We start from the raw sequence: 13723 nt of genomic DNA, 5'->3' as shown, positions 1-13723 counted from the left end.
ACGGTGCCTTGGGCCGACGTACCTGGTTCTCCACCAGCTGTAGCATCCGGAGCCTGCCGAGTGAAACGTGTCCCGCCCGGCGCACGGCCGCATCCGGCCCCGCCACATTCCGGAGGTCATGGCACTGCGCACCTCATGCGGCATGCACCTGGCGGCCTCGCCACAGCGCAGCAGACCGGGCGCCTGAGCGACTGCCTCGAACAGCATCCCCTCACCGCGACCGCCTCGCCCGGGGAGATCGTCGTCGTGGACCCCGGCGCCCATGCTCCACCTCATCAACGTCGCAGTCGCCGACACCCCAAGGCACATGACCTTCTACCCGGAATTCCCGGAACGCTCGACCCACCTCGGGGGCACCACGCCATCCGCCTCCATTACGCGGTGTTCACCAGCTGATTCCGGCCGCCACCGCCAGGTGGTCGCTGCCGGTGGCTGGCAGCACCCACGAGCTCTCCGGCTTCACGCCTCTGACCAGGATCTGGTCGATCCGCACCATCGGGAACTCTGCCGGCCAGGTGAAGCCGAAGCCGTTCCCGGCCTCGTCCTGGGCCGAGCGCAGCTGCGAGGTGATGGCGGCGAACGCGCGGTCGTCCGTGGAGCCGTTCAGGTCGCCAAGCAGCACCACCCGCGGACTCGGATCGGCGCCGATGGCCGTGCCGAGCGCCTGCGCGCCTCTGTCCCGCTGGTCCGTCCAGAAGCCTCCCCTGGGCATCACCCGTACGGACCCCAAGTGGGCCACATAGACCGCCAGCGGCCCGTGGTCCGTGGCGACCGTGGTGCGCAGCGCCCGGTTCGAGGCCATCTTGATGTCGGCCGGCTTGGTGTCCGCCAGCGGCCCGTAGTCCATCTTGATGTCGACCGGCCGGGTGTCCGACAGCGGCAGCTTGCTCCACAGCCCAACCGTGCCCTGCACCGTGTGGTACGGATATGCCTTCGCCAGCTCCTTCTCGTACGTGCCCGTGGCCTGCGGGGTCAGCTCCACCAGAGCCAGTACGTCCGCGCCGGAGGCGGCCAGGTCGCGGGCGGTGCCGACCGGGTCGGGATTGTCGGCATTGACGTTTTGTTCGGCCACGGTGAGGTCGCTGCCCGGGTGGGACTTGTCGCCGAGCAACCCGCCGAAGAGGTTCAGCCACACGATGACCGGCAGCAGCAGCGCGACCACCGCGGAGGCGGAGCGGCGCCACAGCGACCCGGCCAGCAGCACCGGGATGAACAGGCCGGACCACGGCAGGAAGGTCTCTGCCAGGCTGCCGAGGTTCCCGATCCCCCGGTTCGGGATCTTCGCGTGCAGCAGCATGAGCAGCCCGAGCAGCAGCGCCAGCACCGCGAGCACCGGACCGCGTTTCCAGGGCCCCGGCCGGGAGGCGGCGCGTATCGCCCGGCGGATGCCCGTGCGCCAGGTGCCAGCGCCCGTATTCCAGCAGCTAGCGTCGGCTTGTCCGGTCTCCGCCATGTCCGCCTGCGGCATCGTCCGTCCGCGCTCACCGTCGGTGCTGTCGGTGCGAGAAGTGCTGGTCACTGACTGCATCCTCGGGTCCTGGGTGGGGTGGCACACATGCGCGGGTGTCATCGAAGAGCGTCATGCCGTCGGGATGGAGGCAGTCTGTCGCACTGAGCGCACCACGGTGCTCATTGCGAGACGTATGCGGACAGCCGAGGGGTCCGGCGATCGCTGCGACGTCGGCTCTCAGGCCCACAACCGGACGCCGGTGATTCCGGCGGCTCGTTGTCCGCGCTGACGGCGGGGAGAGGTTCATGCCGCCAGTCAACGCAGCGTTGTGTTGCCGGCACGTATGGGATTTTCGATATGCCGGCGATATGCGCCGGCTCGTAGCATCAAGAGCATGCGCGTGTTGATCGTCGAGGACGAACCCTTTCTGGCGGAAGCCATCCGCGACGGCCTACGCCTGGAAGCGATCGCGGCCGACATCGCAGGTGACGGCAGCACCGCTCTGGAACTGCTGAGCATCAACACCTACGACATCGCCATCCTCGACCGCGACATCCCCGGACCGTCCGGCGACGAGATCGCCACACGCATCGTCGCCTCCGGCAGCGGCATGCCGATCCTCATGCTCACCGCAGCCGACCGTCTCGACGACAAGGCCTCCGGGTTCGAACTCGGCGCCGACGACTACCTCACAAAACCCTTCGAACTCCAGGAACTCGCGCTCAGGCTCAGAGCACTCGACCGCAGGCGCGCCCACAACAGACCACCCGTGCGAGAGATCGCAGGCCTGCGCCTGGACCCGTTCCGCAGAGAGGTCTACCGCGACGACCGTTACGTCGCGCTCACCCGGAAACAGTTCGCCGTGCTCGAAGTCCTCGTCGCCGCCGAAGGAGGAGTCGTCAGCGCCGAAGAACTCCTGGAACGCGCCTGGGATGAGAACGCCGACCCCTTCACCAACGCCGTGCGCATCACCGTCTCGGCACTGCGCAAGCGTCTCGGCGAACCGTGGATCATCGCCACCGTGCCCGGCGTCGGCTACCGCATCGACACACAGCCAGAGGCCGGACACGAGGGAGGAGACCGTGGATAGAACGCCGGGGCTGAGCGTTCGCCTCAAACTCACCCTCAGCTACGCCGGATTCCTCATGCTGGCGGGTGCCTTGCTGCTTGCTGCCGTGTGGGTGTTCCTCCTGCGTTACGTCCCTGAACGTGCGCTCATCATCTCCTCTGGCACCCTCACTCATGGGGTTTTTCCCGTCCGGTCCAACCTCCTCCGCGTTTTCGCTCCGAGGGCAGCCGCAGTGTTGGCATTCCTGCTGATGTTCGGCCTCGTGGGAGGGTGGATCCTCGCCGGGCGCATGCTCGCCCCCCTGACCCGCATCACCGACGCCACCCGCCTGGCCTCGACCGGAGAGCTCTCCCACCGAATCCGGCTACCGGGCCGCACAGATGAGTTCCGCGAACTCGCCGACGCCTTCGACACGATGCTGGCACGGCTCGAAGCACACGTCGCCGAACAGCAGAGATTCGCAGCCAACGCCTCGCACGAGTTGCGCACCCCGCTGGCGATCTCGAAGGCACTTCTCGACGTGGCCCGCACCGATCCGAACCACGACACCGGCGAACTCATCGCCCGCCTCCACGCCGTCAACACCCGGGCGATCGACCTTACCGAGGCATTGCTCCTGCTCAGCCGTGCTGAGCAGCGGTCCTTCACCCGAGAACACGTCGACCTGTCTCTCGTAGCGGAAGAAGCCACCGAAACGCTCCTGCCCCTCGCAGAGAAGCGTGGCGTCACCATCGAGACCTGCGGCGACATCACCCCCACGATCGGATCGCACGCACTCCTCCTGCAGCTGACCATGAACCTCGTGCAGAACGCGATCGTCCACAATCTGCCTGAAAAAGGCATCGTGTGGGTGAATACCAGCGTCCGCCCGCACAGTGCGGTGCTCACTGTCGAGAACACCGGCGAGCAGGTCACCCCAGAGCTTGCTTCGACGCTCACCGAACCCTTCCAGCGCGGCACCGAGCGCATACACACCGACCACGCAGGCGTCGGCCTCGGCCTGACAATCGTCAAAACCATCACCCACGCACACGACGGAACCCTCACCCTCACCCCGCGCCCCGCTGGCGGGATCCGCATCACTGTGGAACTACCCACGACAGACCCGCGCTCCGACAGGTAACGAGAGCACCGAGCAGGACCGTGCATCGTTCGGTGCAACTCCCGATCAGGGAAGTTCCATTCGATGACCAGTGAGCATTCTCAGCGTCGGCACTGATCGGGTGCACCGTCGGCACGGAGTGAACGTGCAGCTGGTGACCGACCCGAGCGCGCCCACCTGGGTGCCGGCCCGTGGGTGACAACTCCGGTCAGGTGCCCGCCCGGCGGCGAACAGCGATGATTGCCTCGCATGAAAGGAGCCCTCTGTCCGCGGACTTGCCGCGGGCAGAGGGCTCCTTCGTCAGGTGCGGTCGGCCGGTCAGCCGATGGTCGCGATACCGTCGGTGGTGACCGTCGGGCGGCCCGAGGTGCCGACCACGACGATCTTCAGGGTGTGCTTGCCGGAGCTGGACCAGGTCTTGGTCCAGATCGCCTGTCGGTACAGCGTGGTGGAGGACTTCAGGTCCACCGTGGTGACCTTGGTGCCGTCAACGTAGACGTACGCCTGGCCGGAGGTGGAGGCCCGCGAGACGATCCAGGCCACCGAGCGGCCGGTGAAGGTCCAGCTCATCGAGGCACCGGCCGAGGAGGAGCTGTAGGAGTAGCCGCCCAGGTAGCTGGTGCTGCTCTTGTGGGTCCAGGTGCCGGTGCGGGTGGTGGAGGTCTCCTGGATGATCGACGGCGTCCGGTAGACGGAGGCGCCGACGCTGTTTCCTGCCACGTCGTACGCCTTCAGCGCGAACAGGTCCGAGCTTCCGGGCTTGGCGCTGGTCGCCCAGGAGGCCACCGTAGGGCCGAAGGTGGCCGAGGAGGGCGAGGTCGCAAGGACCTTGGCCAGTGCCGCGTTGTCGGATGCCTTCCAGGTCACCGTGACCGGAACCGCTGTCGAACTCACCGTGCCGGTGCGCACACTCACGCCGGGAGCGGTCGGGAAGGTGGGCGCGGTGGTGTCGCCGACCAGGGTGACCGAACCGGACAGCGTGGTCGAGCCGCTGACGTGGGTGGCGCGCACCTGGACCGTGTGGCTGCCTGCGGCCACCGAGATCGAGGCGGAGCGGTCGGAACCGGAAGCATGAGCCACGGCCTTGCCGTCGACCAGGACGTCGAAGCCGGAGATCACCGCGGACGGCGTGGAGGTCGTCCAGCTCACCGTGGCCGCGCCCTTGGTGTAATAGCTCGTCCCGGACTTGGTCGCCCCGCCGGACATTCCGGTGACGGTGACGGCACTGACCGGGCCGGCCGCGTAGGAGCGGATCGTGCTCAGGGCGTTGTAGAGCTGGTTGCCGGGGCAGTCGGTGGCGAAGCCGTTGCGGTGCCCGGAGATCACATTGAAGTTGTAGCTGTTGCCCAGTGTGAAGCCGGAGCTGTCGGAGGCACCCTCGGGCAGCGACGCGGTACCGGTGCCCGGGTTCATCCCGGTCATGCCGAACTTCCAGGCCGCGATCCGGGCGATCGAGCCCAGCATCGCCTGGCTCGGCGTGGCCCCGGGGAAGGTGCTGGCCGTGGAGTCACCGCCGCTGAGGTCGGTGTACGTGCCGATGGCGGCCACGCCCATGCTGTTGGTGTTGAACCCGTAGGTCTGCGCGCCGACGACGGGCAGCGCCATCCCGCCGAAGCGGCCCTCGAAGATGGTGCCGCACTTGTCGACGAGGAAGTTGTAGCCGAGGTCGCGCCAGCCCTGGTTGAGGTGCTCGGCGTAGATGCCCCGCACGATCGCCGGGGAGTCGGCGCAGGAGTAGTTGTTCGTTGTGTCCGTGTGGTGGACGAACATCACCTTCGCCGACGAGCCGTATGACGGATATCCGGCCTCCCGGGCACACTCGTCCGCGCCCCAGCCGGCCCGGGTGACCACGGTCGGCGGCGCCACCGTCGAGGTGGTCGTGGCCGGCATCGGGTCCGGCGCGGTCGGGGACGCCGACGCGGAGGGGCTGGCCGAGGAGGCCGGGCAGGACGGATACGCCTGGTCCATGGTCGGCAGCTGACTCGGCCAGGTCGTCGGCGAGGCGCTCGCCGAGCCGGAGGCGGAGGGCGAAGTGCCGGTGGACGGCGCGGCGGAGGTGGAGTCCGTGGCCGTGGGAGTGGCCGAGCCCGTCGCCGTGGCCGTGTCGGTCGGGGCGGCGCTGTCGCTGGCCGTCGCGGTGTCGGCCGCAGTGGACGTGTCCGTCGGCGTGGCCGCGTCGGTGGCCGTAGCGGTGTCGGTGGCCGTCGCGTCCATGGCGTAGCCCGCCGGGGCCATGCCGGAGCCGGTGGCGCCCCCGGTGCCCGTGGCGGCCTTGCCCGGGTCGACCAGGTCCACCCTCAGCCCGGTCGGCAGCCCAGTCGTCTTGCCCGCGCCGGTTGCGCGGACCTGGATGCCGTTCGACGGCCCCGTCCACATCGGCGACATCCCGCCCCGTACCCCGGGACGGTTCAGCTCGGCCGGGTCGGGGACGTCGTCCGGCTGCTGCATCTTCAGCCACGGCGTCCAGTGGCCGCCGGCGGCGGAGCGGGTGCGCACCTCCACCGTGCCGCGCAGCTTGGCGTGCGCGCCGTTCCAAGTGACGCCCACCATGCTGAACGGATCCGTGGACTGGGCCCCCAGCGTCTTGAGTGACGCGCTCGCCCCGCTCAGAGCCAGCGACCGGACATGCGTCTTGATCGGTCCCGGCACGCCCGAAGCACGGCCCCCCGACCCGGCCATCGCGACGGTCGCGACAGCGGCACTGCCCCCGGCGATCACCGCCCCGAGCGCCACCCACGTGCGCGTTTTCAGCCCGGCCCGACGACCGCGCCGAACCCTGTGTTCAGTTCTCATTCCCACCCTGAAGCCCCGTTGTCGCCGTCACTGTCCGAGCAGGGCACAGCTGTCACATGAGCGCCCTGAAACAACAGCGCACCAGAATGTTCAAACGTCACACATCTCGAACCGGGCACGACTCGTCCCGAGTCGCCCACAGGATCACCGACCCAAAAGGGTGATTTCGCGGCAGTTTCACGCCGCACTGCTGCAGGTCAGTGGTTTGGACGGGAGTATCAGGCGTAGATTCTTCACCAACCGAGTTTTTAGCCAAAGCTAAAGGTGGCATGCTGATGGAGTGGCAACGAGCGTTGTCTCTCCATGAGTTGGGGGTGAATCATGGGCATTTTTGCCCGTGACGAGAGCCGGACGACGTCAGCGGCCTCCCGGATAGCGCGGCAGGCGACGGCCTCCCTGGCCGGCCTGCTGGCAGGGCAGGGCAAGACCCGCTCCGATCTGGCTGCGGCCATGGGCGTCAGCCCCGGCCGTGTCAGCCAGATCATGTCCGGCGAGGCGAATCTGACAGTCCGCACCCTCGCCGCCGTAGCGGAGGCACTGGATGCCGACGTCCAGATCACATTCTGTCCCCGAGGACAGACGACGGACGCCAAAGCCGGCCGCAGCGCGGACTCGTCGCCCATCAGGAGCAGCGGGCTCCCCGCCCGTCACTGATCCGGGGCCGGCACGTGTTGCCGCACAGCCATCCCGCCAACGGCTGACCGCCTTCTTTCAGCGGGCAAGCCAGCGTTCGAACCAGCGACGCTGTGGCGGCAGAACCGGACTGTGGAACGCGTCGTTGGACATCGCCTTGGCACGCAGGGTCTGAAGCTCTCCGTTCTCGCTGCGACGGCCGTGAGCGTACGCGAAGCGCAGCAGGTGTCCGCACTGCGCGAGGGCGGTGCCGAACGCCTGGCGGCGGGCGATGAGTTCATCATCGGTCGGTTCACGCCCGGCCTGGCGGCACGCCTCGTCGATTCCTGTCTGCACGTCCAGCGCCATGTCGATCGCCGCCTCCACCTCCGTGTAGATCGCGTTGATCGTCTTGGTCTCGGCGGCGAGCGGATACCGCTCCAGCAGGTACAGCTTGAGATCGTGGACGAACACCCTGAGCTGGGCAGACGTTTCGATACCGCACAGAAAGCGGTCCGACCAGGTACAGGCGTCGAGGTGCACACGCTGCACCAGCCGCTCCCTGACCAGAGCGATACCCAGGGTCATGAACTTGATGTACGGCTGCGCCGTCTCGTCCTGTTTGCGTCGGGGCAGCGCGGTGGCCCCCGTCGCGGCGCCCGCGATCACTGGAGGAATCGACGCCGCGTGCGGCAGCAGCACCACGGCACCGGCCGCCACCGCACCCATCAGCGCCAGCACGAGCAGCATCAGAGAAGACGACGCCCAGCTGCCGAGCATCCGCCCCTTTCCGGAGAACTCGCGCGCCAGCCCCACCCACGCGATGGCCGCGCTCACGGCAGCAGGTAGCACGTAGTCAGCCAGCCAGGTGTGGTGAAGCCAACTCATCGACGGCGCCCCCAAGACGTTCCACGGACAGACCGGACCGCCTTCAGCGTGCGGATTCCAGGAAGCCTCCCTCTCGGCACATGGCACACCAGCGCTCAGCCCTCTCGCCGCCCACCTGTCCTCGAGTGCTGCCGCGAGTGGAGTCGATAATGACAGCCAACGTGACACCACGCCGTCACTTTCAGCGACAATGGGCCAGCGTGTCCGGCCCATCCAGAAATCCGCTTGTCACGTCAGTAGCTGTTTTCCTTCTCATCTTGAGCGGTGGCCGTCGAACGGGAGTCTCGATCGTGATCGCGACAGGCGCTCTGGCTTGTTCGATCCGGGGAGGTCCGGCGAAGGACTGGCCGGCGAGGGCGGTCATCCCCGTCGGTGCCTGCGAAACGTCGGCCTTGGCCGTGGCCGGCGCCGCCTCCCTTCTCGCCTTCGTCCTCGACGTGTCACTCCCCCGCCGCCGATCAGCCCGCACTGCTGCCGTGGAGGAGGACGCCCGAACCGGCCGCGGGCCGCACACGCGAGTAGTCGACGGCAACCGTCGTACCGCCTCTCTGTGTGCCGGGAGGCGCAGTCGAGCCCGGACCGCCGGTGAGGAGTGGCCGGGGTCGCAGGCGAGGTCGTCGGAGAGTGTCCGCCGGACAGGGAGATCTACGCGCTCCGGTCGGCCTGCTGGGGACCTCCCCGGTACGGCACCGCCGTCCTCGCCGTAGCAGTCCTCGGACTTCTCGCGCAGCACCGCTCAGGCGGACGCGGCGGTCGTGCCTGAGCGGCGGCGGTGTACCGCGATCGCGCCTCCCGAGGCGAGGGTCAGGCCTCCCGCCGCCGGCCACCGTGACGTGCTGCTTGGTGGTCTGCTGCCCAGGATGGCTGACCGCGGTCAGCGTGTAGCGACCCGCGGGCACGTCGTCACGGACACGCGTCTGGCCCGCATGGACCGTGCCGCCGTCGTCGCATTTGCACCTCGGATGGTCCGCACTGCCGTCGTGATGGTCAAAGGGCCGTTGAAGACGGGCGAGGTGACCGTCAGCGAGCCCTCGTCTGGTACGGCCTGCAGATCGGTGATACCACCCGGACCTCGCTGCCGGGCCGTACAGAGGCGGATGGGTCGCTGCCGGGAAACGCGTCCGCCGGACTTATGCCGAACCGGCTGATCTCCGCCGAACCCTTGGCCGCGACCTTCAGTCGCGCTGTGGCGACGATACGGCCGTGACGGGTCGCGGCGACCGGATGACTGCCGGCGCGCAGATCCGAGCGGACGCGGGGTTCTTCCCCCGCCTTGTCGACCTGCGCCGACTGAGACGACCCTTTCGACACGGGAGTCAGGCTGACCGGCTCCTGCAGAGCCGGGGAGGCGACCTTGACCATGTCCCAACCCGGCGGCAGCCCCTGGATGCTGAACCAGAGCGTGCCGCCTGCCTCCAGGGTCCTGCCTTGAGGTACGAAGTACTCCAGGCGGAACAATGAGGCCCGCACCGAGGACGAACATCCGCCCCAGGCGCCGTACACAGTCCGACGCAAGGCGCTGGCGCTGAACTGCGCCCCCGCCCAGCACGGTCGCCGGGGCAGTGGTCCAGCAGGTCCCGGCCGGGGCGTCAGGACACGTGCCGGCGCGCTGACGGAGCTTTCAGGAGCCGCCCAGGACGTCGCCTGTCAGACACACCGTGTAATCGACCCCGTATGCCTCGGCCTGGCGTGCCATGGCGGTGGCGTACTCGGTACGGGCCTGGCGGTCTTCGTCCGTGACGGGCGGATGTACGGGGTCGGTGGGCGGGGCGGGCCACAGCTGGATCAGGTGGCGCTCGCCGCGGTCCCCGATGCCGGGCTCGTAGTCATCTGCACGGCAGTACATCCGCATCCTCACCCACTGTTCGGCATCAGGTGAGGGAGGCATCCGGAGGGCGGGGGCATCCTCGGGCCATGTGTCCGTGACGTCGCCCGGGGCGAGGAGCTCCAGGTGGGCGGGCTCACCGTCGCACAGCAGGCTGACCTCTTCAGCGGGCTCCCACTGGTTACCGGCTTCCGGTTCGGGGCGGCCGTCATGAACCTGGACCGTCACCTGCAGGGAGCCTGTGTCGGTGGTCGTCATCACCACGACGCTGAATTCGTCTACGGGTCCGCAGCGCCAGCCGAACGGCATCTGGGCCGGGTAGCCGTCGTGCTCGGCGAACCCGAAGATGTAGCCGTCTTCACCGAGGTCGACGGTGAAGGCCGACTCGTACACCAGCATGGATGGCTCCCTTCTCTGCACAGGTGGTGTTCCAGGTCAGACGATCACGTAGAAGGGGTTGTGATCCATGACGTGGAACTGGCAGCACCAGGTGTGATGATGGCACCGCCCTGGCTGATGTTCTCCTGCTCGGTCACCCAGGTGATCGTGCGCTGTTCGCCGGCAAGTGCGTGCTGCCCTCGTGGGAGCGAGGCGAACGGGTGCTCATCGCACGAGGTCCGTCCCACGCACCGCATGCCCGACGGCACCTTCTACGAACGGGTTATACGCCTGTTCGGCAGAGCGCATACAGAACGGCTGTGGTGTGCGTCGTGGTCCGGCAGGGCGTCTCAGCGGCGAGCGCGCGGCCGGCAGCGAGCAGTAAGTCCGCCGCGTCGCGCACCGTGCAGCATGCCTGGAACTCGCCTGCGATGCCGAGTTGCTTCGCCAGGCGACGGACCTCTTCCTCGTGCACGACGAGCTGACGGCGGAGGTTTGCGTTATCGAGAGGCGGCGAACTCTCTGTGTCCATCCGACCACGGTAGCGATCCGCCTTCGCTGACTGTGCCGGTTTCTAGATATATCTGCGCGGAGGTTTTTGGTACGCCGAAGGAATATGACACGGGCCTGGTTGCTCGATGTGGGTGCGCGCATGACCACCACCGCAGCGGCCTGTCAAGCAGACCGCGTTGAACGCTTATGGTTCCCTGGTCGCCCCCCACCGGTCCAGCCCAAGGTCGTGGTTCGAAGCGCCCCCCGCGCATGCTGAGAGCTGTTGGCCGTCGCAGGCGTGCAGCGCTTCCCGCGTGATCGCCATTTGGTCAGCCGGTGTCGGACAGTTCTCCCGCGTAGCCGCCCTCGTCCGACTGCTGCCGCGCCTTGAGGGCGTTCAGTTCTCGCACCTTAGTCAGCCACGTCCATGGCTGGACCTCATCGAGGGTGAGACCGGGGCAGGCCAGGCGATGCGGAATGCGGCAGCGCGCGCCGGCAAACGGCTCGTCCAGGACGGCGTTCCAGGCTCTCCCGCTGCTGCTGTCGATGTACCAACGGTGTCCGCCAGGGACGAGGTGGCCAGGCAGGATGAGGCGGGGCTCGAGCAGGACATGCCGCCGGGTGTAGGTGAGACGGCGCTCCCCGGGCAGCCCGCAGTTCGGGCACAACGGCGGGGCGGGAGGCTCGGGGCCGGTAGCGCCATCGACCATCGCCTGTGCCAGATCCGCTTTCTCCCAGGGCTGGGGAGTCCCCGTCGGCGGCTGCCGGTGCCCGTCCGGACCCGGCCCCGGTAACGGGATGATGCTGTCGTATGCCCCCATGCTGTCGAGGGTGCGGGCGGACACGAGACTGGGGGTAGGGCACGATTCGGGCAAAGCGGCGGCAGACGCGTGGGGCTCACAGTCACGTACGGCGGCTACGGAAGCATGGGGAGCACCCATGGGCTCTGCCGCAGCGGCCAAGACCCAATGGCTGAGCGCCCAACAGGTAGGTGTTGGCGGATCGTTGAGGGGCAGCCTGGCGAGGACACCGTGCTCGTTCCGAAGGTTGACGGCGGATCGCCGTGGTCGAACGGGGCTGGTGCCATCGAGCGGGCTCGATCGACCGCGCTGGAACTGAACGGCGACGTACAGGTCTCCGGGCGTGCCGCGATGCTTCCCCCGGGACCGCCGACCCCTCCCAACCGGACCCGACGGCCGTCCGGGCCGCCGTGACCGGCGCTCGGCCATCCCTTCCGGTTTGTTCGTCCCGCGTGCCCCTGGGCACGCGGGACGGACAGCGCAGCGGCACTACTTGCTCATCGCGAAACGCATCAGGGCATGCTCGTCGCCCTGCTTGATCTTCCCGGTCACATTGATCACTTCGAGCTTCCAGGTCTCGCCCACGCGCATGGCCTTGGCCACGGCGCAGCCGTTGTCCTGGGTGAGAAGGCTGGGCCAGATGTCGGCGACCTGCTGGGAGCTTCCGCCGGTGGCGTCGTACACCTTGAAGCTGATGTTGCGCGCCTTCTGAAAGGAACTGCCCCTCTTGAAGGCAGCAGCGACGAACACGATCGAGGTGATGTTGCCGGGGATGCGGGCGAACTCGACCGTCACCGTCTCATCATCCCCATCCCCGCGGCCGGTCTGATTGTCCCCACTGTGCACCAGGGAGCCGTTGCCCATGGGATCAAGAGAATCCAGGCCGGCCAGGCGCACCGGGTCCGAACCCTGCATGGCGATGGCGATCAGGTCCAGGTCGGTGCCGGCCTTGCGGCGGAGCACGCCCATGACTCCGCCACTGGCGCCCCCGGTGGGATCCCAGGACACCCCGATCGACAGGTGGGCGACTCCGTCCAGATCGGCCGGGCCGTCGTCCTTGGTCAGCGTGATCATGCGTGATTCATCCTCTTGGTGAAGGAACTGCGACACGGTGAGTGTGCTGGGAGCTTGCGGGGCTCCGCCCAACGGGTCAAGAAGTTTCTGCGCTTCGGGAGGCAGTGTGCGTTCGTATGGCCAGGTGGGGGTAGGAAGGCAGACAGTGATTCCGCTCAGCAGGCGGCAAGTCGTCTTGAGGCTCTGAGTCTGTCACGCGTGTCGAGGAAGCGATCGCTCGCAACCCTGGCCAACCCGTCAGACGGCAGCGTCTCGCTGACGGATGCGATACGGAGAGCACGTTGGTCGGCATGGTCCGGCATCGGCCGGGCGGGAGACGGGCTCGAGCGCGAGCAGCGGTCCCAGCCGTTGGGCGATACCGCACACGGCGGAGGAGGAGACGCCGAACAGCGGCCCCAGCTGCTGCCGCATGGTCAGGTTCGTGCGGTGGCACACCGCGACCGTCGGCACTCGCCCGCCCGGCGACAGCGACCCAACTGCCTCACCCGCAGCCCGGTGAACGTCTCCACCCACCCCCGTTCAGCCCTCAACGCCCGCCACATACCGGGGAGATGCCCAGCCGGCTTCGTAGGTGACAACGAAGAACGTCTGTCGCGAGTTTCGGCAGCATAAGGTGATCAACGGGTTGCGGAATGTTTGCGTGCATCGGTTGCACCCACCTCGGCGCGGTGTGTCGGCGGGCTCAGGAATGATGATGCTGTTCAAGGCCGACGGAGAGGGGCTGTGGTGGAAGAGGAGCTGGGCGAGCTGATTCATCTGGCCGACCCTCCTGGGACGAGCGGTCACGTTGTCTCTCTGCGGGTGCTGGAGCGGCCAACGCCGGGCAGGGACTTTCTGGACTGCGAGTTCGTCGTGCAGACCGAGACCGTCACGGGCAGCTTCCCCGTCTATGTCACATCCGATGACCTCGATGACTGGGAGGAGGCCCTGGGGGCGCTCGCCGGGAATCGGTTCGTGTCGTGGCTGAACTCGGGACGGACGGTTCAGCTCAAGATCAAGCCGCTGCGCCCTGGTGTGATCGGGGTATCAGTCCATGACGGCCCGTCGTCGCAGGTGACGGTCAGCTTGCCTCTCTACCCGGCTGCCGGCTGGATCGATGATCAGCGTGCGCGTCTTGAGAAGGTGCGGCGAGCCTTTGCTGGATGACCGTCCAGGTGCGGAGTTGCCCGGCGCGTTTGTCAGCTCTCCTCACGGCGGGCGGCGACGCAGGGCGCGGACCCTCTGGTCCGAGACGTCAACG

The 13723-nt window shown here is 67.9% G+C and carries 13 protein-coding genes and 1 pseudogene; 4 read left to right on the top strand and 10 right to left on the bottom strand.

Annotated elements, in window-relative coordinates; all coding sequences use genetic code 11:
• Positions 1 to 385: 385 nt before the first annotated feature.
• Entirely contained in the window at positions 386 to 1468 is a 1083-nt protein-coding gene (locus tag ACWDEN_RS38015) for an endonuclease/exonuclease/phosphatase family protein (RefSeq protein WP_450862504.1), read from the bottom strand.
• 376 nt (positions 1469 to 1844) lie between these two features.
• On the opposite strand from ACWDEN_RS38015, the gene ACWDEN_RS38010 reads away from it, so the two are divergent.
• Together ACWDEN_RS38010 and ACWDEN_RS38005 are read left to right on the top strand one after the other, a co-directional pair.
• Positions 1845 to 2540, top strand: a complete 696-nt coding sequence (locus tag ACWDEN_RS38010) for a response regulator transcription factor (RefSeq protein ID WP_450862484.1) — start codon at positions 1845 to 1847, stop codon at positions 2538 to 2540.
• Positions 2533 to 3642 carry a sensor histidine kinase gene (locus ACWDEN_RS38005; RefSeq protein ID WP_450862482.1) on the top strand — a complete coding sequence of 370 codons (1110 nt, stop codon included), beginning with the start codon at positions 2533 to 2535 and terminating at the stop codon, positions 3640 to 3642. The genes ACWDEN_RS38010 and ACWDEN_RS38005 overlap by 8 nt, the downstream gene beginning before the upstream one ends.
• 297 nt (positions 3643 to 3939) lie before the next feature.
• On the opposite strand, the gene ACWDEN_RS38000 is transcribed toward ACWDEN_RS38005, so the two are convergent.
• Positions 3940 to 6171, bottom strand: a complete 2232-nt coding sequence (locus ACWDEN_RS38000) for an N-acetylmuramoyl-L-alanine amidase (RefSeq protein ID WP_450862480.1) — start codon at positions 6169 to 6171, stop codon at positions 3940 to 3942.
• Positions 6172 to 6735: 564 nt separating this feature from the next.
• On the opposite strand from ACWDEN_RS38000, the gene ACWDEN_RS37995 reads away from it, so the two are divergent.
• Positions 6736 to 7068 carry a helix-turn-helix domain-containing protein gene (locus tag ACWDEN_RS37995; RefSeq protein ID WP_351610828.1) on the top strand — a complete coding sequence of 111 codons (333 nt, stop codon included), beginning with the start codon at positions 6736 to 6738 and terminating at the stop codon, positions 7066 to 7068.
• A 57-nt stretch (positions 7069 to 7125) separates the two neighbouring features.
• Here ACWDEN_RS37995 and ACWDEN_RS37990 read toward each other — a convergent pair whose 3' ends face one another.
• The 8 genes and pseudogenes from ACWDEN_RS37990 to ACWDEN_RS37955 all read right to left on the bottom strand — a co-directional run.
• Positions 7126 to 7863, bottom strand: a complete 738-nt coding sequence (locus ACWDEN_RS37990; protein WP_351610825.1) for a hypothetical protein — start codon at positions 7861 to 7863, stop codon at positions 7126 to 7128.
• A gap of 1071 nt (positions 7864 to 8934) precedes the next feature.
• Positions 8935 to 9417, bottom strand: coding sequence for a hypothetical protein (locus tag ACWDEN_RS37985; RefSeq protein WP_450862477.1), 483 nt, complete (start codon positions 9415 to 9417; stop codon positions 8935 to 8937).
• 118 nt (positions 9418 to 9535) lie between these two features.
• Positions 9536 to 10138: a hypothetical protein gene (locus ACWDEN_RS37980; RefSeq protein WP_351610822.1), complete on the bottom strand. Its 603-nt coding sequence runs from the start codon at positions 10136 to 10138 to the stop codon at positions 9536 to 9538.
• A 44-nt stretch (positions 10139 to 10182) separates the two neighbouring features.
• The gene (locus ACWDEN_RS37975; RefSeq protein ID WP_450862475.1) at positions 10183 to 10374 is read right to left on the bottom strand and encodes a NucA/NucB deoxyribonuclease domain-containing protein; all 192 of its coding nucleotides are present in this window, start codon (positions 10372 to 10374) and stop codon (positions 10183 to 10185) included.
• A gap of 26 nt (positions 10375 to 10400) precedes the next feature.
• Positions 10401 to 10649, bottom strand: coding sequence for a hypothetical protein (locus ACWDEN_RS37970; RefSeq protein ID WP_351610819.1), 249 nt, complete (start codon positions 10647 to 10649; stop codon positions 10401 to 10403).
• 289 nt (positions 10650 to 10938) lie between these two features.
• Entirely contained in the window at positions 10939 to 11454 is a 516-nt protein-coding gene (locus ACWDEN_RS37965) for a DUF6083 domain-containing protein (RefSeq protein WP_351610816.1), read from the bottom strand.
• 444 nt (positions 11455 to 11898) lie between these two features.
• On the bottom strand, positions 11899 to 12483 hold the full coding sequence (locus tag ACWDEN_RS37960; protein WP_351610813.1) for a TerD family protein: 585 nt from the start codon (positions 12481 to 12483) through the stop codon (positions 11899 to 11901).
• 309 nt (positions 12484 to 12792) lie between these two features.
• Positions 12793 to 12936: pseudogene (locus ACWDEN_RS37955) on the bottom strand (IS5/IS1182 family transposase); the annotation flags it as partial.
• A gap of 273 nt (positions 12937 to 13209) precedes the next feature.
• On the opposite strand from ACWDEN_RS37955, the gene ACWDEN_RS37950 reads away from it, so the two are divergent.
• Positions 13210 to 13629, top strand: a complete 420-nt coding sequence (locus tag ACWDEN_RS37950) for a DUF5959 family protein (protein WP_351610811.1) — start codon at positions 13210 to 13212, stop codon at positions 13627 to 13629.
• The last annotated feature ends 94 nt before the right edge of the window (positions 13630 to 13723 follow it).

This window comes from Streptomyces sp. NPDC001153, assembly GCF_053598315.1.
The sequence above is the reverse complement of the archived record's forward strand: the minus strand, read 5'-3'. Positions and strand labels throughout refer to the sequence as shown.